Source organism: Microbacterium sp. CBA3102, assembly GCF_007954505.1.
GTDB lineage: Bacteria > Actinomycetota > Actinomycetes > Actinomycetales > Microbacteriaceae > Microbacterium > Microbacterium aurugineum.
This window is the reverse complement of the sequence record NZ_CP042412.1, coordinates 1,221,089-1,246,382: the sequence shown is the minus strand read 5'-3', so window position 1 is coordinate 1,246,382 and position 25,294 is coordinate 1,221,089. Positions and strand designations below refer to the sequence as shown.

The 25,294-nt window shown below is 67.8% G+C and carries 23 protein-coding genes; 14 read left to right on the top strand and 9 right to left on the bottom strand.

Translation table 11 applies throughout. The annotated features are described in order from the left end of the window. Positions 1-123: 123 nt before the first annotated feature. Positions 124-594 carry a hypothetical protein gene (locus FGL91_RS06015; RefSeq protein WP_153243353.1) on the top strand — a complete coding sequence of 157 codons (471 nt, stop codon included), beginning with the start codon at positions 124-126 and terminating at the stop codon, positions 592-594. On the opposite strand, the gene FGL91_RS06010 is transcribed toward FGL91_RS06015, so the two are convergent. Then, the gene (locus FGL91_RS06010) at positions 591-1,199 is read right to left on the bottom strand and encodes a MerR family transcriptional regulator (protein ID WP_153243352.1); all 609 of its coding nucleotides are present in this window, start codon (positions 1,197-1,199) and stop codon (positions 591-593) included. The two genes, FGL91_RS06015 and FGL91_RS06010, sit on opposite strands and share 4 nt — an antisense overlap. A gap of 70 nt (positions 1,200-1,269) precedes the next feature. On the opposite strand from FGL91_RS06010, the gene FGL91_RS06005 reads away from it, so the two are divergent. Beyond that, positions 1,270-1,761, top strand: a complete 492-nt coding sequence (locus tag FGL91_RS06005; RefSeq protein ID WP_153243351.1) for a DUF4188 domain-containing protein — start codon at positions 1,270-1,272, stop codon at positions 1,759-1,761. Between the two features lie 139 nt (positions 1,762-1,900). Beyond that, positions 1,901-4,180, top strand: coding sequence for an NACHT domain-containing protein (locus tag FGL91_RS06000; RefSeq protein WP_153243350.1), 2,280 nt, complete (start codon positions 1,901-1,903; stop codon positions 4,178-4,180). A gap of 116 nt (positions 4,181-4,296) precedes the next feature. On the opposite strand, the gene FGL91_RS05995 is transcribed toward FGL91_RS06000, so the two are convergent. Beyond that, positions 4,297-4,866 carry a TetR/AcrR family transcriptional regulator gene (locus FGL91_RS05995; protein WP_227991926.1) on the bottom strand — a complete coding sequence of 190 codons (570 nt, stop codon included), beginning with the start codon at positions 4,864-4,866 and terminating at the stop codon, positions 4,297-4,299. Positions 4,867-4,941: 75 nt separating this feature from the next. On the opposite strand from FGL91_RS05995, the gene FGL91_RS05990 reads away from it, so the two are divergent. Continuing rightward, positions 4,942-5,943, top strand: coding sequence for an SDR family NAD(P)-dependent oxidoreductase (locus FGL91_RS05990; RefSeq protein WP_047523662.1), 1,002 nt, complete (start codon positions 4,942-4,944; stop codon positions 5,941-5,943). Between the two features lie 61 nt (positions 5,944-6,004). Here the strand turns inward: FGL91_RS05990 and FGL91_RS05985 are convergent, their stop codons facing one another. The 6 genes from FGL91_RS05985 to FGL91_RS05960 all read right to left on the bottom strand — a co-directional run bounded on the left by FGL91_RS05985 (position 6,005) and on the right by FGL91_RS05960 (position 9,828). Beyond that, entirely contained in the window at positions 6,005-6,301 is a 297-nt protein-coding gene (locus FGL91_RS05985) for a hypothetical protein (RefSeq protein WP_153243349.1), read from the bottom strand. A 22-nt stretch (positions 6,302-6,323) separates the two neighbouring features. Next, on the bottom strand, positions 6,324-7,256 hold the full coding sequence (locus tag FGL91_RS05980) for a hypothetical protein (protein WP_153243348.1): 933 nt from the start codon (positions 7,254-7,256) through the stop codon (positions 6,324-6,326). Between the two features lie 96 nt (positions 7,257-7,352). Beyond that, positions 7,353-7,511, bottom strand: coding sequence for a hypothetical protein (locus FGL91_RS05975; RefSeq protein ID WP_153243347.1), 159 nt, complete (start codon positions 7,509-7,511; stop codon positions 7,353-7,355). A 35-nt stretch (positions 7,512-7,546) separates the two neighbouring features. Continuing rightward, positions 7,547-8,269: a 3-keto-5-aminohexanoate cleavage protein gene (locus FGL91_RS05970; RefSeq protein ID WP_153243346.1), complete on the bottom strand. Its 723-nt coding sequence runs from the start codon at positions 8,267-8,269 to the stop codon at positions 7,547-7,549. Positions 8,270-8,316: 47 nt separating this feature from the next. Then, on the bottom strand, positions 8,317-8,544 hold the full coding sequence (locus FGL91_RS05965; RefSeq protein WP_047523674.1) for a hypothetical protein: 228 nt from the start codon (positions 8,542-8,544) through the stop codon (positions 8,317-8,319). 96 nt (positions 8,545-8,640) lie between these two features. Then, complete coding sequence (locus FGL91_RS05960; RefSeq protein ID WP_153243345.1) at positions 8,641-9,828, bottom strand: MalY/PatB family protein; 1,188 nt, start codon at positions 9,826-9,828, stop codon at positions 8,641-8,643. A gap of 263 nt (positions 9,829-10,091) precedes the next feature. Here FGL91_RS05960 and FGL91_RS05955 point away from each other — a divergent pair, with 263 nt between their 5' ends. From FGL91_RS05955 to FGL91_RS05910, 10 genes are all read left to right on the top strand, one after another. Then, positions 10,092-11,114, top strand: a complete 1,023-nt coding sequence (locus FGL91_RS05955; RefSeq protein WP_131493067.1) for a LacI family DNA-binding transcriptional regulator — start codon at positions 10,092-10,094, stop codon at positions 11,112-11,114. 179 nt (positions 11,115-11,293) lie between these two features. Beyond that, positions 11,294-12,175, top strand: a complete 882-nt coding sequence (locus tag FGL91_RS05950) for an ROK family protein (protein ID WP_153243344.1) — start codon at positions 11,294-11,296, stop codon at positions 12,173-12,175. Then, positions 12,172-14,010, top strand: a complete 1,839-nt coding sequence (locus FGL91_RS05945; protein ID WP_153243343.1) for a class I mannose-6-phosphate isomerase — start codon at positions 12,172-12,174, stop codon at positions 14,008-14,010. Before FGL91_RS05950 ends, FGL91_RS05945 begins: the two co-directional genes overlap by 4 nt. A gap of 129 nt (positions 14,011-14,139) precedes the next feature. After that, positions 14,140-15,408, top strand: a complete 1,269-nt coding sequence (locus FGL91_RS05940) for an ABC transporter substrate-binding protein (protein WP_134352708.1) — start codon at positions 14,140-14,142, stop codon at positions 15,406-15,408. A gap of 8 nt (positions 15,409-15,416) precedes the next feature. Continuing rightward, the gene (locus FGL91_RS05935) at positions 15,417-16,292 is read left to right on the top strand and encodes a carbohydrate ABC transporter permease (protein WP_047523679.1); all 876 of its coding nucleotides are present in this window, start codon (positions 15,417-15,419) and stop codon (positions 16,290-16,292) included. Next, positions 16,292-17,104, top strand: coding sequence for a carbohydrate ABC transporter permease (locus FGL91_RS05930; protein ID WP_047523681.1), 813 nt, complete (start codon positions 16,292-16,294; stop codon positions 17,102-17,104). The genes FGL91_RS05935 and FGL91_RS05930 overlap by 1 nt, the downstream gene beginning before the upstream one ends. A gap of 32 nt (positions 17,105-17,136) precedes the next feature. Next, positions 17,137-19,254, top strand: a complete 2,118-nt coding sequence (locus FGL91_RS05925; RefSeq protein ID WP_227991925.1) for a hypothetical protein — start codon at positions 17,137-17,139, stop codon at positions 19,252-19,254. A 47-nt stretch (positions 19,255-19,301) separates the two neighbouring features. Then, the gene (locus tag FGL91_RS05920; RefSeq protein ID WP_194239320.1) at positions 19,302-20,495 is read left to right on the top strand and encodes a DUF4185 domain-containing protein; all 1,194 of its coding nucleotides are present in this window, start codon (positions 19,302-19,304) and stop codon (positions 20,493-20,495) included. Next, a complete protein-coding gene (locus FGL91_RS05915; protein ID WP_153243341.1) occupies positions 20,492-21,220 on the top strand; it encodes an SGNH/GDSL hydrolase family protein in 729 nt (242 codons plus the stop codon). The genes FGL91_RS05920 and FGL91_RS05915 overlap by 4 nt, the downstream gene beginning before the upstream one ends. A 274-nt stretch (positions 21,221-21,494) precedes the next feature. Further along, complete coding sequence (locus FGL91_RS05910; protein WP_153243340.1) at positions 21,495-22,145, top strand: TetR/AcrR family transcriptional regulator; 651 nt, start codon at positions 21,495-21,497, stop codon at positions 22,143-22,145. Between the two features lie 6 nt (positions 22,146-22,151). On the opposite strand, the gene FGL91_RS05905 is transcribed toward FGL91_RS05910, so the two are convergent. Beyond that, positions 22,152-25,268, bottom strand: a complete 3,117-nt coding sequence (locus tag FGL91_RS05905) for a cellobiose phosphorylase (protein WP_153243339.1) — start codon at positions 25,266-25,268, stop codon at positions 22,152-22,154. Positions 25,269-25,294 lie beyond the last annotated feature (26 nt).

The following is a 25,294-nucleotide window of genomic DNA, read 5'->3' as shown; positions in this document are numbered from 1 at the left end:
GCAGGAGAATGCAACGGGTCGCACGTCGGGCAGACGATAGAGGCCCTCGGTCGCCAGATGCCACCGGAACCGCGTCCTGACTCAATAGCTGCAACCTGTCGGATTGCCTGCCAAAGTGTCGTCATGTGGGAATCGTTTATTCCAGACGTCGTGGTTGCGATTATCGGCGCAGTGTTCACGGTGTTGATCGCACTAATCACGTATGTGCTGAAGGTTCGCCTTGATGAGAAGCGAGCGATTCAGTCGCTCATCAGCGAGCTTCATCGTCGACGAGCGATAGCCGAGGGGCCCGAACCGGTGATTCCTGGGGCCGAGCAGTCAGCCGACTTCGCCAGGGCCAACGCGAGCGTAGCGTCGATGCGCACAGAGATCCGTGCGACCCGCGACCGCGTTCGGCAGCTGGACTCACTTCAGGCTCCGCTTTCGGAGATGACTCGCTCCTGTAACCGGTATCTCGAACTCAGCGCCGCCTACCCCGACCACTACGCGGTCTATCTCGGCAACCTTCGACGAGAGTTGACTCCGCAGGTAGCCCAGCTGGCCGCATCCCGCCGGGGAATCGTCGCCCACGATCCAGGCGGCGGAGCGTTCTAAGAACCTCCGAACCGCTCCCCCGAGCTCACCTGCTGCGCCACGCGCCGCAGGGCCAACAACAACGGCTCCACCAGCACCGACCCCAGCACCACGTACCGCACCGCGGCCTCCGCAGACTCCTCGGGCACCCCGGCGATCTCCGCGTCCGCGATCCGCCGCATGCTCGCGAGGTACTCCGCCATCACCGCGTCCGGCACGGTGAACCCGACGCGCTCCAGCCCCTGCATCGCGCGCGCCACCGCGTAAAGCACGGCCTGATCGCACATCCCTGGCTTCCACCCGAGTCCGGCGACCAGCGCCTCCGCTTCCGCCAGATCCAGAGACTCATCCACCGGCGGAGTGATCGCCGCGTGCGCCGTTCCGAGCAGGTCATGGGCATTCGCCGGCGGATCGTCCAGCGCCCCGAGTACCCGCCGCGTCTCCGCGATGCTCACCCCGGCGTCGAGCAGTGCCCGGATCACCCGCAGCCGCTCCACGTGCTTCTCGCCGTACGCGGCCTGCGTCGGCGACGTCCGCTCGCCCTCGGGCAGCAGCCCTTCGCGCAGGTAGTACTTGATCGTCGGCACGGTCACGCCGGCCTCGGCTGACAGTTCGGAAATTCTCATGGCCACCTCTTGACATCGATAGTAGCGCTATCCATTATGGATAGTGACGCTATCTAACCAAGGAGACTCCATGTCGAAAGTCATCACGGGTCGCATGACCCACCGCCACGAGGGCGAGCTCGTCGTGTTTCACATCGGGATGCAGATCAACCGCTGGTGGCGCCCCGATCTGTGGATGCCGGCCTTCGCCGCCATGCCTCGGATGCTGCGCGAACTCAGCACAGACCCCGACTCGGGCCTGCTCGGCTACCACCTGCTCCTCGGCTCGGGCGGACCCTACGTCGTGCAGTACTGGTCATCGATCGACAAGCTCTACGCCTACGCCTCCAGCCCGAACCAGGAGCACCGTCCCGCCTGGACCGCCTTCAACCGCGCCGCCCGCAAGGCTCCGGGAGCCGTGGGTGTCTGGCACGAGACCTTCCGCGTCGACACCGCCGAGAGCGTGTACGTCTCGACTAAGCCGATGGGCCTGCCGAAGGCCACGGAACTGGTCCCCGTCGGCAAGCGGCACGATCGGGCCCAGGCGCGATTCGCGGACGGACGGATCAGAGGTCAAGACTAGAAACCTCGCCAAGGCTGACCGTCCGCCGAAGGTCCACCAGTGGCCCCCGGCCTCGATCACGCGGAGCGCTCAGGTATGGGTGTTTCGATATATCACTATGCTGGCTCCAATATTGCTCACTCAGAGAGGAGTCGTCGCCATGGGAGACGAGGAGTTCGAGTCAGGCCCTGACTTCGAAGTACGCGGAGTACACCTTGCTCGCTCTCTTCACGACCCCCTGGGCGTGCAGGGAGCCGTCATGTACATGGGGCGCGAGCGCGACGGCCTCTTCGTCAGCCACGATGAGATTCATGCGTATGAGTTCACCACGATGCGCACGAAGGACAAGGCGACAAAGGATGGAGAAAAACTCGTTGAGCTCCTCAAGGGCATCGGTGGCCAGCCTGGCAACTCACTAAAGGGGCGAACCGGGTGGTTCGTAACCCTACATGAGCCCACCGGAGATCAGCGAAGCGCGATTGAGGCAATCTCACGATCGAAGCTCGAGAGGGTCCATGCAATCAGCATCGCGACCCTACACCAGCGCATCTGCAATTCAGAGATGTACATACAGGCCCGAGACCGGGCTCCCTTTGGAAGCACTGGCTTTGGCCCTCAGGCGAAGACCCAGGCACCGAATGTCCCGGTTCGCCTGATCGATGCTGGTGGCGAAGAGAAGTCAATCACCGGCCTCGCGGAAGACGTCATTAACGGCAAGCGCTCGCTGATTGTAGGGAACTTTGGCGTGGGCAAAAGCCATACGCTCCGCGAGCTGTATCGGCTCCTTCGAAAAGAGCACTTCAAAAAGCAGAAGCTCACGCCTTTCCCAGTCCACATCAATCTTCGAGATTGCGCCGGCCTCAAGACACCGGCCGAGATTCTCCGCCGTCACGCGGAGGAAGTCGGTTTCGACAATCCAAACGGCTTGGTCTCAGCATGGCGAGCGGGCGCATGCGTATTGTTGCTCGATGGGTTCGATGAAATCGTTCCAAGTCGATGGTTCGGTAGCGCGACCGACCTCAAGACTGTCCGATGGGAGGCTCTAAGCCCTCTCCGCCGCTTGGTGAATGAGACGCCGGCCGGTTCCGGGATCGTCATTGCCGGTCGATCCCACTACTTCTCCGGGCGCGCCGAGATGGTATCAGCGCTTGGATTCAAGACCCACGAGCAGTTGACTGTCCCTGATTTTGATGACCTACAACTAGCCGAGTTTCTGTCTCAGTCTGGGGTCAAATGGAAGGTACCCGACTGGGTGCCGATGCGCCCCTTGCTGCTTAGCTACCTGGTGTCGATCGATGTCGACCAAGCAGCAGATGTGGCAAATTCAGTTAGCCGTGCCTCTGGGTGGCGCCGCTTCATCGAAGCGATGTGCGAGCGCGAGGCGCAAATGTTCAGCGCGGTCCGGCCAGAGACGATCCGCCAGATCGTGTCGAGGGTGGCGACGCTGGCCCGCTCCCGCTCAGATGCCACCGGACCCGTAGATATGGAGATGCTTGAGTCTGCTTTCGTTGCTGTCAATGGGCTTCAGCCAGACGAGGAAGGGATGCAGCTTCTCCTCCGCCTTCCTGGGCTCGCAGCAGCAGACCCTGACGACGGGGCCGAGGTTCGCGTGTTCGCGGATCGCGACCTCGCCGACACAGCATATGCACTCGATCTGGTCGACTACGCACTGAACCCGTACGCCGAAGCGCACCCACTCGTGTCAGTTGCTTCTTGGGCAGCTGCTGCAAGCGATCTCGGAGTCGAAGTTGCCTCGGATGCCCTCATGCAATACGACGCCGGATCTTCAGCGGTGATGGCTGCGCTCGTTGCGCGCGACAAGCAGAAACGCTTTGATGCAGTTACATCAGATCTGATACGGGTCGCTGCAGAGCTTGCCGATGAAGGAAGGCCCGTCAGCACGAGTTTCCTCGTTACTGGCGTGTACTTCGAACAGCTTGTGGTCGCGGACCATCCCGTCTTCGCCGCCACGAGTTTTCGAGACTGCGTGATCGAGAAGCTCGATATTTCTGGGCTCGATGATGTCAGTCGTGCACCTCATTTCCAGAGCACTCTTATCGGGATGTTGGAAGGGGTGTCGCAACTTCCTCAATCCCTCGCCAACCACTTCTCCGATTGTGAGATCGATCGCTTCAGCGAAGCAACGCAGACGACTGCGGGAATAATGCAGCTCGGGCTCGATCGCGAGTCAAGGATCGCGCTCACGATTTTCAAGAAGGTGTACGGGCAGAGCGGGTCAGCGCGCAAGGAAGGTGCGCTCAGCCGCGGCCTAAGCCTGACGGATCGGCCCCTAGTGCCAAAGGTACTAAGCGAGCTGGTTTCTCAGGGCTGGCTGGTAAAGTCGTCCGCTGGAAATACAACCTTGTACGCAGGCACCAAGGAACGACGCAAGTCGGCCATGAGCGCGCTAGAGTCACCGTCGGACTTTCGCCTCGCGTAGTTAAGGGCTGCGCCTCGGCCGGCCGAGATCGCCACAGCGCAACGCAATAGTTGGTGCGCTCTCAGATTGTCGCCGTAAGAGACTGATCGAGTATAAAGATCATCTGCGAGCGATGGCTACTCCCCGATCCCCCGCAGCAACCGCACCACCGTCTCCTCCACCCGCTCTGCACTCAACGGCTGACCGATCAACGCGGAGTACGACGCCATCGCGATGAACTGGTCCGCGATCGCGGCCGCATCCACATCGGCCCGCACGTCTCCGGCGTCGACCGCCCGTGCGACCCGTCCCGCGACCCACTCGCGGATCGGCGCCGCGAGCTTCTCGTTCAACGCCAGCCCGAGTTCGGGATCCGACGCGGTCACCACGATGAGCGCGCGAGCAACCGCGACGCCCTCCGGATCCGCCAGCGCGGCACTCATCGCCGAGAACCACGCCCGCAGGTCCGCCCCGAGATCGGCCGTCATCGGGACCGACACCTCGGCGCCCGGCAATCCGCCTTCGAGCAGCGCCTCACCGAGGATCGCGGCCTTCGACGGCCACCACCGGTAGATCGTCTGCTTCGAGACCTCTGCGGCCTCCGCGAGCCCCTCGATGGTCACGGCGTCGTAACCACCCGCGGCGAGCGCACGCCGCATCGCCTCCAGCACGGATTGGCGGGCTTTCTCACTACGAGGACGAGGCACCCTCCGAGCGTACTCAGGCGTACACTGGAACATAAGTAGACGCACCGTTGCGTAACCCGAACAAGGAGAACGAGCATGGCCCTCACCGCACACTCCACCATCGGCGACTGGATGAACGACCCGACCGGCGGGCCCCTCATCCGCGGACTCTTCGAGAAGACGGGCGCCGATCCCGAGCTCCTCACCCCGGTGCTCGGGCTCCCCCTTCAGCAGCTCGTCGCAATGAGCCAGGGCCAGCTCCCCCAGTCGGTCGTCGACGACCTCGTCCGCGCGGCCAACGGCGGCGAGATCCCCGAAGACGACGCCTCCGAGGGCTGGACCGAGAAGCCCACATCAGGTCGCTTCGCCGGCAAGACCGTGATCGTCACCGGCGCTGCCTCGGGGATCGGCAAGGCCACCGCCGCGCGCATCGCCCGCGAAGGCGGACGCGTGATCGCCAGCGACATCGCCGCCGAGAAGCTCGACGCCCTCAAGACCGAACTTCCGGACGCCGACATCGTCACGGTCGCGGGCGATCTCACGAAGCAGGACGCGATCGACGCCGTCCTCGCCGCAGCCGGCGACCGCATCGACGGTCTCGCCAACGTCGCCGGCATCAACGACGACTTCTCGCCCGCTGGCGAGACCCCCGACGCCGTCTGGGACCGCGTGATCGCGATCAACCTGACCGCTCCGTTCAAGCTCATGCGCGCGGTCATCCCCGTCATGGAAGCGGCCGGTCGCGGCGCGATCCTCAACGTCTCGAGCGAGGCGGGCCTGCGCGGCAACGCCTCGGGCAACGCCTACACGGCCAGCAAGCACGGCATCATCGGCGTCACCAAATCCGCAGCCTTCATGTACGGGCCGAAGGGCATCCGCGTGAACTCCGTGGCCCCGGGCGGAGTCGCGACCGGCATCCCGATGCCGCCGCACATGTCGGAGTACGGCTCCGGCCGCCTCGCCCCGTTCCAGCAGGCCATCCCGACTGTGGCGACGGCCGAGCACCTCGCGGCATCCATCACTTTCCTGCTGTCGGACGATGCCGTGAACATCAACGGCGCGATCCTCGCCTCGGACGGCGGATGGTCGGTGCAGTAAGCCGCACCCGCGAGACCGACGCCCCCGCCGACCCGAACGGCGGGGGCGTTTCGCGTCTGGGTTAGAAGGAGCGCTTCGTCGTGAGCACCGCGGCAGTGAGAACCGTCGCGGTCAGACCGAGCAGCCCGACGCTGAGCAGCACGAGGCCGGCGGGCCAGACAGGGAGCATGACGACGTCGTACATGTCATCGCCGAGCGAGTTCCACTGCTCGATCGTCCCGGTGCTCGTGAGCGCGATGCCGACGATCGTCGCGATCAGCGGAAGGCCGACGGCAACCGTCCACGACCAGCGGCGGATGATCGTCCGCTGCGCTTCCTCGGCCGAGACGGTCGCTGCATCACCCTGTGTCGCTTCCATGCCTGCACCCTATCGGGGGCGGTCAGAGCACGCGCTCGCCGGTGACCTCACGCGGACGGTCGCGCTCCACCACCATCCGAACCACCGTCCCGACCACTGCGATCACGAGAGCCACGACCACCGGCAGCCACACCTCCGCGAGCACCATCGGGAACAACTGCACCGAGACCCGTGCCATTTCTGCGACATCACCGTCGAGCACCCGCATCCCGAGCCCGTACTGGATAGCCGTGAACAGCGCGGGCACCAGCCACAGCGACAGCAGTGCCACCACCCACACCACGATCCGCGACGCCGGCCGCACCCCGCACCAGACGAGTGCAGCGCCGACCACGATCGCTGGGATCCACCGCAGCAGTTCGGGAAGGAACACCGGCGGAAACACCTCGCCGGTGAAAGCCAGGAACCACCGGCCGACCCAGCTCCCGAACGGTACGGCCGCAAGCGCGACACCGAGCGCAGCGACACCGATCGAGCGGCGCGACGTCATCCACACGCCGAGCTGCGCCAGAAGGGCTGCCACGATCACGCCGCCCAGAATGCCGGCGAAATAGAGGATCGCGCGCGAGTCACCCCCACGGCCGAGCCCGAGCCCTCCGGCCAGCACGCCGAAGCTCTGCATGATCGCGACCAGATGCACGACCGCGACGCCGAGAGCCGCCGGCCAGACAGCGACGTCGCGGCGCCGCGCGACCACGTGCACCGCGATGCCGGCGAACACCCCGCCGAGCAGCACCAGAGAGAAGAGCAGCGTTGCCTGATATCGACTCAGCGGCAGCAGCACGAACGGCATGTCCTCCGGCATCGTCGGCGACGCCCACAGGTTCTGCAACGGCAACGTGCCGGCAATCGCCCACGGCAAGAGGCCCAGCACGGCACCACCGATGCCGAGGAAGAGCGGCAGAGCGCGCGACCGCTCGATCGGATCAGCAACGACGACGGGCGATTCAGTCATAGAGAAGAACGTGTCACACGCAGGCTGGGCTCCCGGGAAGACACGACCGAGTCCGCCCGGGTGGCGACCGTGCAGTTCAGCCGAAGAGCCCGGAGATCAGACTTGACCCGGACGCCCGTCACGCGCCATCGCCTGCCGATGCGAGGAGAGAGCCGCACGCACGGCCGAGTAGATCACCAGCCACGAGATGAGGATGCCGCTGAGGAACACGGCCGCCCAGAACAGGATGAAGAGAAGCACGTTTTCACCGAACATGACCCCAGGATGCCCCCGAGGCGCTGCCGGGTCGGTCAGACTCCCCGCATCCGCTCGATAGCCACCCGCACCAGCGCCGCATTGCCGGGCGCCGTGCTGCCGTCGGGAAGGAGGAGCGTGTCTTCCAGCCCGATCCGTGCGGCCAGACCGAGTTCGACCGCCAGATCGAACACGGGCCAGGTCGACCTCTCCTCGCCGTGGAGCAGGATCGGCATGTCAGGTTCCTCCAGCCGAACGTGCGCGATCATCGCCTCGGCATGCGCGCGCACGGTCTCCGCCGGCTCATCCGGCAACTCGATCAGCACCCGGAAGCACTCGCCCCGGACGGGCGAACGCTTCCACACCTCGAATCCGGACGCATCCCACAGCCCCGCTTCCACCGCGATGCCACGGCGCAGCAGCGAAGCCGCCACCTCGTCAGCACCGACCTCATGCCAGTTCACGGAGGCATGATCGGGCGCCTCCGTCCAGGACGCGATCGCAGCCAGACGACGTTCGACATCGGGTTCCGCCCACGCCCCGGTCGTGACCCCCACCGGGACACCGGGCTGCGCCGCGCGGACGGCTGCGACCCACCGCGAGACGTCCGGCGCTGCGAGGCTGTCCTGCCCGCGCGCGTTCTTCGGGTGCACATGCACCTCCTGCGCGCCCGCATCCACAGCCCGCGCCGCATCCTCGGTGACAACGCTCGCATCCGCACTCAACCACGGATGCTCGACCGGATCGCGGGCACCGTTGACACATGCCTGCAGCAGCATCCCTCCTTCGGACTCCTGGCGCGAAGGCGGATCGGAGGGCGCCCCGATCACCCGATCAGCTCACGCGGGTGGAGATCGTAGATGTGCGCCTCCGGCGAGGGCCCCTCCTCCGTGCGCACGGTGTGCGCGACCTGGCGCGCGACCGCCGCGCTGCGACCGACCTTCACCGCCTCGGCCTCATCTTCGAAGCTGCTGCCCAACGTCTGCGATTCACCCTCGATGCGGTTGAACCAGATGCCGTTGCGGTGGAACGTCTCGATATCGCCGGCGGCCATGCGGAATCCCTTCTCTCGCATTCCTTTCTACGCCAGACCACTGACACCGGCAGAGCCCCTTGACACCCTCTTGACAGGAGCTCGAGGCGGAGGCCGTCAGCGCAGGAGACCGGCTTCCCGAACCGCCGCACCCATCGCCGTGACAGCCTCCGCGAGGATGGGACGGGGCGTCGCGAACACGACTCGCACATGGCTCTCCGCACCGCGACCCAGCAGCCGCCCCTCGGTGAGCACGACCCCGGCCCGCTCGCGGAAGAACTCGGCGGGCGGCCCCGGGATCCGCAGGGCAGCGGTATCGATCCAGCCGATGTATGTCGCCTCGGGAATGCGGTACACCGCACCGGGCAGGTGTTCGTCCACCAGCGCCGCGAGCGCATGCCGCGACCCGTCGAGGTACGAGGTCACCTCCGACAGCCATGGCCCACCGTGACGGTATGCGGCGGTCGAGGCCACCACCCCCAGGGTCGACGCACCGTGCTGCACCGCGAAGCCGAACCGTCGATACCGCGCCTGGTCGGCGTCGCTCGAGGTGATCAGCTGCGCCGACTTCAGTCCGGGGATGTTCCACGCCTTCGAGGCGCTCGTCCCCGTGACGGTGTGCGCGGCGGTGGCATCCGAGATCGAGGCATACGGCACGAACGGGGCGCCGTCATAGCGGAGCGGGGCGTGGATCTCGTCCGCGAAGACCCGCCCGCCGTGCCGCTCCACCACCTCCGCGATCGCCTCGAGTTCTTTGCGACCGAGGAGCGCGCCGGTGGGATTGTGCGGATTGCAGAGCACGAGCGTGCGCGCTCCTGTAGCGAAGGCCTCGTCGATGCGCTGCGGGTCGTGCTGCCACCGCCCGTCGACCTCGACACCCGGAATCTCGATGACCGGATGGCCGATCGCCGGAAGATATGTCAGGAACGGCATGTACGCCGGTGTGGGCACGATCACGGGCGACCCCGCGGGCGCATACTCCCGCACCGCGACGCCGAGAGCCGCCATCACGTCCGACACCGGGTGCACGCGCTCCGGGTCGACCGCCCAGCCGTACTCGTCCCGCATCCACGCGGCAGTGGCCTCTCCGAGTTCTGCAGCCTGCGGGGGCGACAGGTAGCCGAGGTTCTCGTCATCGATCGCGCGGTGCAGCGCGTCGGCGATCTCGGGCGCGATCCCGAAGTCCATCTCCGCCACCCACGCGCCGATCCGACCGGGATGCAGGCTCCACTTGCGGCTCTGCGGACGATCGAGGTGCACTCGGGTGCGCGCATCGAACGGATGCGACGGACAGTCGTCAGTCATGGTCTCCTCCCGGGCAGGATCCGACCAATCTACGGACGGCCGCGCGCCGGTGCAGGTCAGATTTCGGTGCGTGACGACGCCCCAGGGGGAGGGGCTCGGGTCTGCAGCGTTCACAACTCCGCAAAATTCAGCCCATTCGGCGCAGAGCAGGGCGGGGAAGACTGCAACGACAGGATTCTTGAGGAGTTGTGAACGCGACGCGCCGCGGCTGCCCCGCTGGTAACGTTCCCTTGATCGGCGACACCACACCTCGGAGGGCAGTGATGAGCGAACGAGCGCGCCGCCCGACCGTCAAGGAAGTTGCGACCCGAGCGGGCGTGAGCCCCATGACCGTGTCGCGCACCCTCTCCGGCGGACTCAACGTGAAGCCCGACGTGCAGCAGCGCGTCATGGAGGCCGTCGCCGAGCTCGGCTACCACCGCAACGAGAACGCCCGCAGCATCCGCCCCGGCCACAGCAGCGGACTCATCGGCGTCGCGATCACGAACATCGCCAACCCGTACTACAGCACCTTCGCGCTGGGCGTCGAGGAGGAAGCCGCACTGACGGGCCGTCGCATCCTCCTCGGGAACACGTCCGAAGACGCCGCACGCGAGGCCGACCTCGTGGGCGACTTCCTCGGCCGCCGGGTCGACGGGCTCATCGTGGTCCCCGCCGGCACCTCGTCCGCGCACCTCGCCCATTCCCAGAGTCAGGGTGTCCCCGTGGTCCTCGCCTCCCGCCGCATCGAGGGGCTCGCTGCCGACAGCGTCGTGCTCGCGGACGACGACGGCGCCCACCGCGGAACCAGCGCACTCATCGAGCACGGCCACACCCGCATCGGCTATCTCGGCAACGCGCTCTCGATCTTCACCGGTGAGCGCCGCTACGCCGGCTTCGTCCGCGCCCTGTCGGAACACGGTCTGACCGTCGACCCGGACATCGTCGCCACGAACCAGCAGACCGTCGACCAGGCCCGCGACGCCACCCGCGCTCTCCTCGACGCCGCGCATCCCCCCACCGCGATCTTCTGCGCCAACAACCGCAACGCGATCGGTGCCTTGAAGGAGATCAGCGCCCAGTTGAACGCCGGATCGCGCCGTGCCACCGACTTCCCGGAGATCGTGAGCTTCGATGACTTCGAGCTCGCCGAGCTCTCGCCGGTGCCGATCAGCGTGATCGACCACGACCCGCGCGAATTGGGCCGAGCCGCCACGCGTCTGCTGCTCGACCGTCTCGACGGGGGGAAGCTCGACGCCGCGACCCGCGAGATCGAGCTGCCGGTCTCACTCCGCGGCGTGCGCTGACGTCACCTGCACGAGACTGTCACTGCGCGGGCTCTGCGCACACCTGTCGGGAGCAGGGACAGGCGTCGGGAGAATCCGGGCAGACGGACCGTGCAGGCGGCAAAGCTCCCGACATTCGTGCAGTGTTGACACCCCTCCACCGCATTGATAACGTTACCAATCATCGACGAGGAGGACCGATGGAGCTGTGTACCGACTTCGGGGGCACCGAGATCAAACTCGCCCTGATCGACGGCAGCCGTGTCGTCGCAGCACGCAGGGTCCGCATCGAAGGAACGAGCGCCGACCTCTCCGTAGCCGCCGCGGAAGCCCACCGTCTCCTCGACGACGCGCACCGCCCCGCGGAGGCCGTCGGCATCGCGGTCCCCGGCGTCGTCGACCCGCACTCCGGACGGATGCTGCACGCCAACGCGAAGTACGACTTCCTCCGCGACTTCGACCTGAGCGCCTGGTCCCTGACCGAGTTCGGGCTCCCCGCCACGGTCGAGAACGACGCCAGGGCCGCCCTCATCGGCGAGACGTCGTCGGGTAGCGCACCCGGAGAACATGACGCGGTGCTCGTCACCCTCGGCACCGGGATCGGCACGGCGGCCATGATCGACGGCACACCTCTGCGTGGACGCACCGGGCACGCCGGCATCCTCGGCGGACACCTCACGGTCGACCTCGACGGGCCCCTCTGTCCCTGCGGCAACGTCGGCTGCGGAGAAGCCCTCGCGAGCACACGCGCCCTCCCGGAGGCCGTCACGATGACCGAGGTCTTCACCACCGACGCGCATGCGGCACTCCGGGCGAGGTTCCTGCACGTGTGGGGCGCGGTCGTCACGTCGCTCGTGCATTCCTACGACCCGGCCGTGGTGATCCTCTCCGGCGGGATCCTCCGTGCAGGAGACGCGGTCCGTGCGCCGATCGAAACCCACGTCCGCACACACCTCTGGCCCTCGATGACGCCCCCGCGCTTCGTCGTCCCGCCGGAGCCCGAGCTCTCGGTAGCCCGCGGACTCAGCGTCCTGGCCCGTTCGACGACCACCCACACCGCAACACCGCAGGAGGAAAAGTGACCACCCCGATCAGCGACATGCACGAAGGGCACACGACCCGAGGTCGCTACGACACCCAGCCCACCGTGGCCCTGCCGGAGGGCGAGCGCATCCTCCGCGGCGCCGAGGGCTGGGAAGCAGCGGCCGAACTCGCCGAAGCCTGTGCACGCGTGACCGGCACCGCCCCCGTGCTCCTCGTGGACACGTACCCGGGCGTCGACCTCCCGACCCTGACGGCACAGGTGCGATCCGCCCTGCCGGAGTGGACCGTGCAGGATGTCGAGACCGCCGCTCGCCCGGTCGCCGAGGTCGAGCAGCTGATCGCACCGAACCTCACCGACGACCGGGTCTTCGGCGTCATGAGCCACTTCACCCTCGCCGACTTCTACGACGCCGCGCAGCTCGACGCCCTCGCCGCCGGCATCACGCAGACCCCGACCGTCGTGATCGGCTGGGGCGCTGCCCTCCTCGCGTCGCGCCTGGACGGCTCCGCCGCGACGGTGCTCGTCGACATGGCCCGCTGGGAGATCCAGCTGCGCCAGCGCAAGGGCGCCACCAACTGGCGCGCCGACAACGCGGCGGAAGACAACCTGCGCAAGTACAAGCGCGGCTTCTTCGTGGAGTGGCGCGTCGCCGACCGCCACAAGCGCAGCCTCTTCGAGACACTCGACTTCGTGCTCGACGGCAACGCGATCGCCCCGGCCGAGCCGCATCCGGACTCCCCGGAGGCGGGCATGATCACGGGCACCGCCTTCCGGCAGGCGCTGAAGGATGCCGCGTCCCGGCCGTTCCGCGTCGTGCCGTTCTTCGACCCCGGCGTCTGGGGCGGGCAGTGGATGAAGAACCTCATCGGACTCGACCCCTCGAAGGACAACTACGCGTGGTGCTTCGACTGCGTCCCCGAGGAGAACTCGCTGCTGCTCGAAGGCGAGGGCGGAGTGGTCGAGATCCCCGCGCTCGACCTGGTGTTCAGCCGCCCGGTCGATCTGCTCGGCGCGAAGACCTTCTCCCGCTTCGGCGCGGAGTTCCCGATCCGCTTCGACTTCCTCGACACGATGGACGGCGGCAACCTCAGCCTGCAGGTGCATCCGCTGACCGACTACATCCAGAACACGTTCGGCATGCACTACACGCAGGACGAGAGCTACTACATGCTCGACGTCGGCGACGACGCCGTGGTCTACCTGGGCACGAAGGAGGGCATCGACCGCGCCGAGATGCTGCAGGACCTGGCCACCGCGCAGGACGGCGAGCACCCCTTCCCGGCGGAGAAGTACGTCAACTCCTTCCCGGCCCGCAAGCACGACCACTTCGCGATCCCGGCGGGCACCATCCACTGCTCGGGCGCGAACTCGATGGTTCTCGAGATCTCGGCGACGCCGTTCATCTTCACCTTCAAGCTCTGGGACTGGGGCCGTGTCGGCCTCGACGGCGTGCCTCGCCCCGTGCACCTCGACCACGGCGCCCGCAACATCCAATGGGACCGCGACACGACGTGGGTCGGCGACAACCTCATCGACCAGGTCGAGACCATCCGCACCGACGGTGACGTCATCGAGGAGAGCACCGGCCTGCACGAACTGGAGTTCATCGAGGTGCGCCGGCACTGGTTCGAACAGGGCGCCGACCACGACACCGAGGGCACGGTCAACGTGCTCAACCTGGTCGAGGGGGACGAGGTGCGCGTGGTGAGCCCGACCGACGCCTTCGCACCCTTCGTGATCCACTACGCCGAGACGTTCATCGTCCCGGCAGCGGTGGGGGCGTACCGGATCGAACGGACCGAGAACTCGCGCAGCGCCCGCTTCGCGACCGTCAAGGCCTACGTGCGCGGCTCGCGCACGAGTGACAACTGAACACCGCGCACCATGCAGCATCCACCGCCGGGGACTCCCACCTCAGGAATCCCTTGCACCGCATCCATCACCTTGGTAGCGTGAATCCAGATTTCTGGTAACGATACCAAACGAACAAGGGAGTTCTGAATGATTTCGCGACGCACGATCGCCGCAGCCGCGGCCGGTCTCCTCCTCGGCACCCTGGCACTCGCCGGGTGCGCCGGCGACTCCGGTTCCGGAGAGGCCGGAGAGGTGACCGGCACGCTCAACTTCTACACCGACAAGGCAGCGTGGAAGCCCGACTTCGAGTCGCTCAACGAGGTCAGCGGCGACGCCGTCGACATCACGCTGAAGACCACCGGGTACTCCGACGCCAACCAGTACGACGCCTTCATCAAGCAGTCGTTCCGCACCGACAAGTCGCCCGGCCTGTTCACCTGGCACACCGGTGACTCGCTCAAGCAGCTGGTCGACGAGGGACTGGTCGCCGAGACCACCGACATCTGGTCCCAGGCCGTCGACGAGGGCTGGGTGAGCGAAGACCTGCGCGACAGCTACACCTTCGACGGCAAGCAGTACTGCGTGCCGATGAACATCGCCTACTGGATCATGTTCTACAACAAGGCCGCCTTCGCCGACAACGGCGTCGAGGTGCCCACCACCTGGGACGAGCTGAACACCGCCGCCGAGACGCTGAAGGAGGGCGGGGTCACGCCGTACTACCAGACCAGCGTGCTGTTCACCTTCCAGTGGTTCCAGCACCTGGTCGCCTCCACCGACCCCGATCTGTACGCCGGGCTCACCACGGGCGACGTCAAATACACCGACCCCGAGATCGTCGACATCATGAACGTGTGGCTCGACGAGCAGAAGGCCGGCTGGTTCAGTGACGCGGGGAGCACGACCGACCCCGCCGTCGGCCTCAAGCAGGGCGACTACGCCATGATCAACTTCGGCACGTTCTTCGCGGGCAACCTCGAGGGCGCCGGCATGACAACCGATGACTACGGGATGTTCGCGATCCCGGCCGTCAACGACAGCCTCGACACCACTCCGGTGGCGGTCGAGTCCGGTCCGATCTGCACGGCCGAGAACTCGACGCAGCGCGACCTCGGTCTCGCCTACGCCGAGTGGTGGATGTCGCCCGATGCCCAGACGGCCTGGAACGATGCGCACGGCGACGTCGCGTTCAACCCGAAGGCCACGGTGTCCGACCCCGCCCTGGCCGAGATCGGGGAGCAGATCGCCGGCGACGGCTATTCGCTCTACGACCGGTTCTTCGAAGCCATGCCCACCGAGATCGTGACCACCGCGATCGAGCAGTTCGGCGCCTTCAACGCCAACCCCGGTGACCCGATGCCGTTCCTGGAGAAGATCCAGGCCACGGCGGACAAGTACTGGGCAGAGCAGGAGTAAGCGAGCGGATGGCGCACCAGAAGACGCCGTACCAGTGGTCCGCCCGGGGCTTCGTCGCCCCGGGCGTGATCCTGGTCGCAGTCCTGCTCTACCTCCCGCTGCTGTGGACGGTGTTCCTCAGCTTCACGAAGTACAACGGGCTCGGCAGCCCGACCTGGATCGGCCTCGACAACTACGTCGAGATGTTCACCGACGGCGACTTCGTGGGCTCGGCCCTGAACACCGTGCTCTGGGTGATCGGCACCCTGATCATCCCGGTCGGCATCGGTCTCGCGATCGCTCTGCTCACCTGGAACCTCGGCGGCGGCATCTGGCTGCGCCTCCCCTTCCTCATCCCCTACGCCCTCTCCGGCATCGGCGTCGGCGTGGTGTGGTCGTTCATCCTCTCCTCGGGCGGCGCGCTCGACCAGGCGCTCGCGGCGTTCGGCATCACGGACCCGCCCCGATGGCTGCTGGATGCTCCGCTCAACACGATCGTCATGATCATCGCCTCCTCGTGGCAGGGCGTCGGCGTGAACGCGCTGCTGTTCACCATCGGACTGCAGGCGATCCCGAAGGAACCGCTCGAGGCCGCACGCATCGACGGTGCCGGCGGCCCGCGCCTGTTCACCAGCATCCTGTGGCCGATGCTGCGTCCGCTCACGGCGGTGGTCGTCGGACTCTCGATCGTCGCGAGCCTGAAAACGTTCGACATCGTGTGGGGCATGACCAAGGGCGGACCGGGCACGGTCTCGGAGACCCTGGCGCTGACCATGTACAAGGAGACCTTCGTGAACAGCGACTACGGACTCGGCTCCGCGATCGCCGTGTTCCTGACGGTCATCACCCTGATCGCCTCGGTGCTGTACCTGCGTCAGCAGCTCTCCCCGAAGAAGGAGATGTGATGTCGAAGATCATCAGAACGGCCGTGCTCGTCCTCCTGGGGATCGTGTGGCTGCTGCCGGCATACCTCCTCGTGGTGAACGCGATGAAGGACCCGCTGACCTTCACCTCGAAGGAGTCCTGGATCCCGACCGACTTCCACCTGTTCGAGAACTTCGGCCAGGCGCTGGAGCTCTCGGGGATCGGCGACAGCATCGTGAGCACCCTCATCTACTCGATCGTCTCGCCGACCATCGCGGTGCTCGTCGGTGCCGCCGCCGGGTTCGCGATCGTGGCCCTGCGGCTCAAGCGCGGCTTCCTCTGGTTCGTCGTGATCTTCGGCGGAACCGTGTTCCCGCTGCAGATGGTGCTGCTGCCGCTGTTCGACGCGTACTCCCGCACCGGCCTGTTCGACACCCGCCTGGGGATGATCATGATCTACACCGTGATCTCGATCCCGTTCTCGGCATTCGTGATGCGCAACTTCTTCACCGGCGTCGCGCACAACGTGTTCGAGGCCGCGGTGCTCGACGGTGCCACCACCTGGCGCATCTTCACGCGCATGTACCTGCCGATGGCGTCGAGCGCCCTCGTGGCGATCTTCATCCTGCAGGCGACCTTCGTGTGGAACGACCTGCTGCTCGGCCTCACGCTCAGCCAGTCCGACGACATCCGCCCCATCATCACGACCCTGTCCGGCATGCAGAGCACCTACGGCGGTGCGCAGATGTCCGTCGTGCTCGCCGCGGCCGTGCTCGTCTCGCTCCCCACCGTGGTGCTGTTCCTGTGCACGCAGCGCTTCTTCGCCAAGGGCCTCGCGCTCGGGCAGTACTGACCCGGCACGCTTCCCGCCCCTCGAAAGGCATCATGCATCCCCTCATCCCCACCGTCGATGACCTCGCCGCCGATGCGGTGACCCACCACTTCGACGACATGATCGCGCCGACGGGCCTCACCAACATGCTCGGCACGGTGCGCGTCGACCACGACCTGACCGCGGTGAGCGCCGTGCAGTTCCCACCCGTGTCGCAGGGACTCACCCAGACGACGGTGCTGTTCGTGGACGGCCGACTGTTCGCCTCTTACGGAGCGCCCGTCACGCACGAGTGGCGTCCGGACCGGGTGGTGCGGCGGGCGACCGTCGGCGACCTGGAGATCGAGACCACCACCGTGTGCGTGCCGGGGAGGACGGCGGTCGCGATCGACATCGTCGTGCGCAACACCGGGGCGATGGACAGGGTGGTGCGACTCGGACTCTCGGCCGCCGCTCGGGCGACCCGCTCGGACACGGCCTGGCTCGACGCCGAGTCCCCCTCGGAGCGCGACACCGCGACCGTCGACGGCGAGCGCCTCGTGTTCTCCTCGGCGGAGGGCACGGCGTGGAGCGTGCAGGGGATCGTGGGCGGATCCGCCGCCCTGAGCGGGGTCGCCGAGCTGCCGGACGCCTTCGACGCCGGCATCGGAGGCAACGGCCGCGGTGGAGAGCTCACGGTGTCGCTCGCCGTGCCGGCCGGAGGAAGCAGCCGCACCGGATACGTGCAGGCGATCGGGACCTCCGCGGCCGACGCCACCCGCACCTTCGACCTCGTCACGGCCGACGTCCCCGGCGCGGTGACCGATGCCGAGGAGTTCTGGAACCGCCAGCTGCACGCCGCGTTCGACCCCGACGACGCAGAGTTCTCCGGCGCGCTGCCCGTGCTCGAGACGACCTCCGCTCCGCTGCGGCGCCTGTACTGGTGGGCCGCTCTGGGCGTGATCTGGTTCCGTCGGGACTTCGCGGGCAACGTGCTCGGGCGCTCGTACGACACCCTGATGCCCAACTACTGGGGCACCACTACGTTCATCTGGGACTACAGCCTGAGCTCCGTGAGCCACGCACTGCTCGACCCGGGCGAGATGCGCTCCCAGCTGCGGCACTGGATCTCCCTCGACATCCACTCGCACTTCGGCACCTCGTCCCTCACCGGCGGACCGGTCGGCCGGTGGTACTCCGTCAACGACTACGCGATGACGCGGCTCGTGCACGACTATGTGCGCTTCACCGGGGACACGGCGTTCCTCGACGAGGTCGTCGGCGGCCAGACCGTCGCCGAATCCGTCCGGGAATGGGCGACCGCCTGGAAGGACCTGCGCCGAGGGACACCCCTGGCCGACTACGGAGAGATCGACAACCTGCTCGAGTGCGTGAGTTCGTACACGCACGAGGTCGCGAGCCTCAATGCCGCGAACGTGTGGAGCATGCGCACGGCGGCCTCGCTCGCCGAGCTCCAGGGCGACAGCGCCTCCGCGGCCGACCTGCGCGCCGAGGCCGAGGCCCTGCTGCCCGCGGTGATCGCGCGCTACGTCCCCGGCGAGGGCATCTTCACCGCCGGACAGCCCGACGGCACGCAGCTCCCGGTCCGGCACTGCTACGACTTCAGCGTGGTCGGGACCACGATCGCCGACGACCTGACCCCCGGTGTGCGCGACGACATGGTCTCGTTCTTCCAGCGCGAGCTGCAGACCGACAACTGGATGCGCGCCCTCTCCCCGTGGGATGCCGATGCCAGCTACAGTCCGCGCCCCGACCACCAGTGGAACGGCGCCTACCCCGCCTGGCCTGCGGATGCCGGTCGCGCGCTCGCCGCCCTCGGTGCCCCCGAGGTGCTCACCTCCTGGGTCGAGGGCTTGTCGCGCACCGCGAACCAGGGCCCGATGGGGCAGGCGCACTTCGTCGAGGAGGCCGTGCCCGGGATCAACGGCGGTGCCCGCAAAGCCCCGCCGCAGCTGCCGTACATCATCGACTGGTCGTGCTCCTCATCCGGCGCCTGGATCGAGCTCGTGATCGAGGCCCTGTTCGGCGTCTCGGTCGCCGCGGACGGGACGGTGCGCGCCGCGGGATGCGTCGCCGCGCTCGACCCGCAGGCGGTGCTGCGCGGGTTGCGCGTCGGCGAGCGCCACTACGACATCCACGCCTCCGGAGGCATCACCGAGACCGCGGGCTGAGCCCCGACCCCACGCAGTACCCACACGAACACGAAGGAGTGATCGAGATGAGAAGACGCATGATCGCGGCCGGCCTGGCCGTCGCGTCCCTGTGCGCGGGGGCCCTGTTCGCCGCCCCGGCGAGCGCGGCCGTCCCCGCCGGCGGAGGGCACGGCAACGGGCACGGACACGGCAACGGGAACGGGAACGGGCAGTGCTCGCTGGTCGACAAGACGCTCACGGCGACGGCGAGCGTGAACCAGGATCTGACGGAGACGTTCACCACCTACGGGAACACCGGTGGGGAGTGGACCGGCGGTGACAGCACCTACTCGCTGCCCCTCGGCAAGGGGAAGACCGGCTGGTTCTTCTCGGACACCTTCCTCGGCACGGTGAACCCCGACGGATCACGCCCCACCGACTCGCCCTTCGTGAACAACTCCGTCGTGGTGCAGGACCGCCGCGGCGACCTCACGACCATCACGGGCGGCACGCCGGAGGACCCGGCCGGCATCATCCCGCCCGAGCCCGACGGCGAGTGGTACTGGATCGGCGACCCGACGCCCGGCCGTCACGGCACCGTGCAGGTTCCGCTGCTGCAGTTCGCGCGCACCGGCACCGGCCAATGGGACTTCGCGTGGACCGCGAACCGGCTCGCGACGCTCGACGGGCGGACGCTGCAGCTCGACAGCATCGTGGATCTGCCTTCCGCGACCGGCATCAACTGGGGATCGTGGACGCTCGAGGAACGCGGCACGACCTACGTCTACGGCATCGCCGACCCCGGCGGGGTGCGCTCGGCCTACGTCGCCAAGGTGCAGGGCGGAGACGGCCTCACGGGCACGTGGACCTACTGGAACGGCTCGAGCTGGTCGGCGTCCGAGGCCGATGCCGTGCCCGTGGTGCCGTATGTGGCGAACGAGTTCAGCGTGGCTCGGTTCCGCGACGGCTACCTGCTCGTCACGCAGGACACCTCCGAGCTGTTCAGCACCCGCATCGTCGCGCGCACCTCGTGCTCGCCGACCGGGCCGTTCACCGATCCGGTCGAGCTCTACCGCACCCCGGAGACCGGCGCGCTCGGCAGCTACGCAGACCCCGACGTGTTCACCTACAACGCGCACGAGCACCCGAACCTGCGACACGGCAACCGCATCCTCGTGTCGTACAACGTGAACACCTTCGACAACGTCGGCGACGTGTACGACGACGCCTCGATCTACCGTCCGCGGTTCATCGACGTGCAGCTGAAGGTCACCGGATGACCGATGACCTTCCGGTGCTTCGGGGGCTGCTCGCCTCCGGAGCACCGCTCACCTGGGTGTTCACGGGCGACTCGATCACGCACGGCCTCATCCACACCCGCGGCGCCCGCAACTACGTCGATCACCTGCACGAGCTGATCCGCGGTGATGCCGGTCGGGTGCAGGACACGGTGCTCAACACGGCGATCACGGGATGGCGGGCCGACCTGATCCTCGGCGACTTCCCGCGCCGTGTGACGCACTGGCGGCCCGACGTCGTCACGCTCATGATCGGCACGAACGACTGCACCACACAATGGCTCGACCCCGTGATCGAGCCGACGGCGTTCGCGGCCTCGATCACGGAGGTCGTCCGGCGCGTCCGGGACGACGGCGGGATCCCCGTGCTGCAGACCCCGCCGACCGTGGACCTGCATCACGCACCCGACCGCGCCCGCATCGGCGAGTTCGCGCAGGTGATCCGTGACGTGGCCGCGCGCGAAGCGGTGATCCTGGTCGACCAGCACGCCGTGTTCACCGCCTTCTCCGAGGGGACCGGCCCCGGCAACGACGACATGGCGTGGGGGCTGCTCGACGACGCGTTCCACCCGAACGCGGCCGGACACGCACTCCTGGCGCTCGGGTGGGCCGATGCCCTCGGGTTCGACGCCGTGTCCTCCCCCGTCCGCACGGACCTCGCCGCACGCGTGGCCGTGGCCCGGCATCCGCAGTGGCCGCCCGCGTGACGGTCTCCGCGCGGCCGCGTGCATAACTCCTCAAGAACGTGCGTGTTCGACGCCGGATGGCCGACTGCAGACCGAAGCGACCCCGTCTTTGAGGAGTTGTTCACCGCGACAGCCGTTCACAACTCAGGAAGAGCGCAGTCCTCCTGCCCGGATCGGCCCCCGCGGGCTGAATCGGCGCGACTTTTCCTGAGTTGTGAACCGCGGCATCGGGCGACCACTGCAAAGCCGTTCGGGTGTTAGGTTTTGAGTCGGGTATCGAGGCGGGAGCGCAGCGGTGGACAAGGGCGACACGGAGCAGCGGGGAACCGCGGCGGAGCAGCGCAAAGGCTACGCGAAGGGCCAGGCGCGGCGGCAGGCGATCGTCGACGAAGCGCTGGAGTTGTTCTCGCGCACCGGGTATCGAAACAGCTCGATGCGTGAGATCGCTCGGCGGGTCGGGCTCACTCAGTCCGGACTGATGCACCACTTCGCCGACAAGGAGGAACTCTTCGCCGAGGTGCTGCACCAACGCGACGAGACCGTCCGCGGAGCCGCAGGAGAGCCCGCCGAGCACACGCTCATCGATCAGGCCGGCAAGGTCGTCGCGCACAACCAGTCATCCCGCGGCCTCGCATCGTTGTATGCGATCGTGTCGGCGGAGGCCTCCGACCCGGATCACCCCCTGCACGACGAGTTCGTCGACCGCTACCGCTCCGCGGCCGACCGGGCGGGGGACCTCCTCCGCCGGGCGCAGGAGGCGGGCGAAGTGCGCACCGACCTCGACCCGGACCTCGCGGGGCGGCTGATCAGTGCGGTGATGGACGGGATCCAGCTGCAGTGGCTCCTCGACGAGTCCGTCGACATGGTGCCGCTCTTCGAGGAGTTCGTGCGCGGATACTTCCTCCCGTCGGATGCGCCGGAGGAATCGCCCGCCGCGGAGGGGTGACAGGGATCAGCCCACCTCGATCGTGAGGCGCACCTCGCCGGCCTCCTGCGCCTCCCAGGTCGCGCGCGGAATCAACACCCCGCCCCGCCGGTATCGTCGCGGCACAGGGGTCGTGTCGACGGGGCGTCCATCGAGCAGCACGCGCCGCACACCGTGCCCTTCCCCCGTGACCCGGTAGGTCGCGATGACGTCTCTGCCCCCGCACCGCATCTGCGCCGAGGAGCCGTCGAACACCCCGGGGAGCACGGGGTCGACCTGGAGCCCGTGCACGGTCCACCGGCATCCGAGCACCTCTTCGACCAGGATCCGCAGGATGAGTCCCGGCCCGGACGAGTACACACGCCACCCTCCCTCGAACGAGAACTCCGGATCGAAGAGACGGTCCGGGTGCTCCTGCGCCTCATAGCGGTCGGCGAACCCCGCATCGGAGGACGAGTAGTAGCAATCCGACTGCCGCGCCGCGGCTCCGGGCACAGCCGATCGCACCCCCTGCGGTATCAGCAGCTGCAACGCCGTCCACGCCCGCTCCGCCAAGCCGAGTCGCAGCAGCGCCTGCACCCACCGGATGTGGGCATGCGAGTACATGAGCCCGATCTCGCGCCCCCAGAACGATGCCGCCTCAGCCCGCAGGAACGTCCGCGTGACCCCACCGTGATAGGGAAGGGGCCGGTCGAACAGGTAGATGCCGGTGGGGCCCTCGAGGTGCCGGTCGACGAGGGCTAGGTGGTGCGAGGCCTCTTCGGGGGTGAGCAGCTCGTCGCCGATCGCGTGGATCACCTGCAGGGATCCGTGCCCGATGTGCGTCCGGTCGTCCGCGGGGTGCACGAGCGGCTCGAGTCCGTCCGAGGTGATGATCGAGTACCCGCACAGCTCCCCGTCCACGAGGAGGCGCTCGCGAAACGCGCTGCGCGTGCCGGCCGCGAGCGACGCCATCTGGTCGGCCAGTTCGGGGGCGGCATCGGCGAGACGGGGTCCGAGCGTCTCGAGTGCCTTGATCTCCAGCTCGGTCGTCCAGGTCGAGCACAGCGAGGCCGCGAGGGCGGGGCTGGCGGGCTGAAGGGCGTCGTTCCAGTCTCCGTGCCCATAGGCAGGCAGGCGCGGGTCGGCGCTGCGGCGTGAGGCCAGTCGTCCGAACGCCGCCTCCACGTGTTCGAGGATCGATGAGGGCGGCGACAGCTCGTCCGTCCCGACGGACGACACCCGCTCGTGCAGGATGCCGTCGTCCCCCGTCGCCTCCAGGTACTCCCCCAGCGCCAGGAGCGGCCAATAGACCACGTCGCCGTGGCTGTCCCGATGCCCGGGTGCACGGTGGTCACGGAGGTACTGGAACCACTGGGGCCAGTCACCGTCGGTCTGCTGCGCGGAGAACACCGTGAGCAGCACGTCGCGCAGCACTGCCGGACTGTCGGTGGCCAGGAGCAGTCCCACCGGTCCCTGACTGACGTCACGGGTACCCCATGCGCCGCCCGTGAACTGCTCGAGCCCTCGCGGCGCCTGGTAGTGAACGGCCGCGTCCGCGACGAACGACGGCAGGATGCGGTTCAGGCGGCGGATGCTCTCGTCATCGCCGTGAAGCTCGGGAGCACGCCACAGCGCCCCCCGCTCACCCGCGTCCGCCTGATCGACGAGCACGATGCGGTGCCGGAAGACCGTCCCCGAGGGGTGGACGCTCGCCCGCCACCGGTCGTCACGGCTGCGGCCGTCGGCGAACAGCGAGCCGTCCTCTCCGGAGGCCGTGACCGCATCGGCATGGGCCGATACGAGGAGCTCGATGGGCGGGCCTTCGACGACCTCCACCTCGACGATCAACTCCCGCAGGGTCAGCGTGCTGACCACCTCGATGCGCCGTCCATCCCACCGATAGACCCAGCGGACCCGGGGGCCGTCGACGATCCACGCGCTCGGGGTGCCGAGCATCAGCCACGGGCCGGTGGTTCCGCGGACGAAGAGCCGCAGCCCATCCGCGCGCTTGAGCCCGACGGCGCTGCGCCGCACCGAGAGGAGCGGCGCAGCGCTGGCATGCCCGATCGTGAGCTGAGAGGCGAAGACACCGTCCATCCACGCGGTGGAGGCGACCGTGAGATCAGCGGGATGCGGGCCCGCCGACACCCGCGAGATGTGACCGTGCGGACGCATCACGGCACGCTCCTTCGGGCCGGACACGACGTGGCGGCCGCCCGCCCAGTACGCCCAGGCGCCGTCCGGCCCGTCTTCCACCCCCTCGGCGTGCGCGCCGCCCACCGCGAGGAAGTCCTCCTCGGACAGGTCCTCGACGATCGCCGTGCGCACCGGGCTGAAGAGCGTCGGCACGACGGCGGTGAGGGGTCCGAGCTGCGGCGGCTCCGTTCGCCACGGCGTTCCTCCATCGATCCCCTCCACGAACGCCAGGTCACTCGCGTCCGTCCGGCCGGGATGGTCGTCCACGACCACGACGGGAAACCTCAACGCACGGGTCTCGCCGCACGCCAGCGTCCGAGTCTCCGTCTGCAGGCCCAGCAACGTGTGCTCGCCCTGCAGGCGGCGGGACGGAAGGTCCCGCGAGAGATCGAGTCCTCCGTCAGGGAACGCCAGCTGTCGGGCATCCGTGCACCACCCCACCACCCGCTCGGTGCTCCCCACGGCCATCCACGGATTCCTCGATCCCGGCATGCTCTGCCGGACGGCGAGCCACGCGACCTCCGGCTCGCCGAGCGGCTGGACATCGAGGTAGTTCGACACGTAGAACTCGTTCTCACGCAGGCTCTCGGCCGCGGTCAATGCCGGATCGATCAGGTGCACGACGTCCAGCGCGACCGGCTCGGACCCGGCGTTGCGGAGGTGGACGCTCCAGCCGGCGACACCGTCTGCGGGGTGCTCCCACCACACCTGCCACTCCACTCCGCGGGTCGTCCCCGAGACCAGCGCCGAGCCGTCACCGCGAGCGACCCGGCCCTCGCACGCGGGACCGGTGAGCGGATGCGCGTGCACCCCCTCCGCGCTGCGGAACCGGAGCCAGACCTGGTGCGGCCCCGGTTCGAGCTCGCTGGCCGGATACTGCAGCAGACTGAGGGGCCCGGCCTGCAGAGAGCCCAGGGCTCCTGCCGACGTGAACTGCGCTCGGATGACGGGGAGGGAGTAGTGCACTTTCCTTCAATCTCTCTGGGGTGTGG

What these genes read in the sequence shown, in the direction of transcription:
- FGL91_RS06015 (WP_153243353.1), top strand. Translation starts at nt 124, where the DNA reads ATGTGGGAATCGTTTATTCCAGACGTCGTGGTTGCGATTATCGGCGCA.
- FGL91_RS06010 (WP_153243352.1), bottom strand. Translation starts at nt 1,199, where the DNA reads ATGAGAATTTCCGAACTGTCAGCCGAGGCCGGCGTGACCGTGCCGACG.
- FGL91_RS06005 (WP_153243351.1), top strand. Translation starts at nt 1,270, where the DNA reads ATGTCGAAAGTCATCACGGGTCGCATGACCCACCGCCACGAGGGCGAG.
- FGL91_RS06000 (WP_153243350.1), top strand. Translation starts at nt 1,901, where the DNA reads ATGGGAGACGAGGAGTTCGAGTCAGGCCCTGACTTCGAAGTACGCGGA.
- FGL91_RS05990 (WP_047523662.1), top strand. Translation starts at nt 4,942, where the DNA reads ATGGCCCTCACCGCACACTCCACCATCGGCGACTGGATGAACGACCCG.
- FGL91_RS05985 (WP_153243349.1), bottom strand. Translation starts at nt 6,301, where the DNA reads ATGGAAGCGACACAGGGTGATGCAGCGACCGTCTCGGCCGAGGAAGCG.
- FGL91_RS05980 (WP_153243348.1), bottom strand. Translation starts at nt 7,256, where the DNA reads ATGACTGAATCGCCCGTCGTCGTTGCTGATCCGATCGAGCGGTCGCGC.
- FGL91_RS05975 (WP_153243347.1), bottom strand. Translation starts at nt 7,511, where the DNA reads ATGTTCGGTGAAAACGTGCTTCTCTTCATCCTGTTCTGGGCGGCCGTG.
- FGL91_RS05970 (WP_153243346.1), bottom strand. Translation starts at nt 8,269, where the DNA reads ATGCTGCTGCAGGCATGTGTCAACGGTGCCCGCGATCCGGTCGAGCAT.
- FGL91_RS05965 (WP_047523674.1), bottom strand. Translation starts at nt 8,544, where the DNA reads ATGGCCGCCGGCGATATCGAGACGTTCCACCGCAACGGCATCTGGTTC.
- FGL91_RS05960 (WP_153243345.1), bottom strand. Translation starts at nt 9,828, where the DNA reads ATGACTGACGACTGTCCGTCGCATCCGTTCGATGCGCGCACCCGAGTG.
- FGL91_RS05955 (WP_131493067.1), top strand. Translation starts at nt 10,092, where the DNA reads ATGAGCGAACGAGCGCGCCGCCCGACCGTCAAGGAAGTTGCGACCCGA.
- FGL91_RS05950 (WP_153243344.1), top strand. Translation starts at nt 11,294, where the DNA reads ATGGAGCTGTGTACCGACTTCGGGGGCACCGAGATCAAACTCGCCCTG.
- FGL91_RS05940 (WP_134352708.1), top strand. Translation starts at nt 14,140, where the DNA reads ATGATTTCGCGACGCACGATCGCCGCAGCCGCGGCCGGTCTCCTCCTC.
- FGL91_RS05935 (WP_047523679.1), top strand. Translation starts at nt 15,417, where the DNA reads ATGGCGCACCAGAAGACGCCGTACCAGTGGTCCGCCCGGGGCTTCGTC.
- FGL91_RS05930 (WP_047523681.1), top strand. Translation starts at nt 16,292, where the DNA reads ATGTCGAAGATCATCAGAACGGCCGTGCTCGTCCTCCTGGGGATCGTG.
- FGL91_RS05925 (WP_227991925.1), top strand. Translation starts at nt 17,137, where the DNA reads ATGCATCCCCTCATCCCCACCGTCGATGACCTCGCCGCCGATGCGGTG.
- FGL91_RS05920 (WP_194239320.1), top strand. Translation starts at nt 19,302, where the DNA reads ATGAGAAGACGCATGATCGCGGCCGGCCTGGCCGTCGCGTCCCTGTGC.
- FGL91_RS05915 (WP_153243341.1), top strand. Translation starts at nt 20,492, where the DNA reads ATGACCGATGACCTTCCGGTGCTTCGGGGGCTGCTCGCCTCCGGAGCA.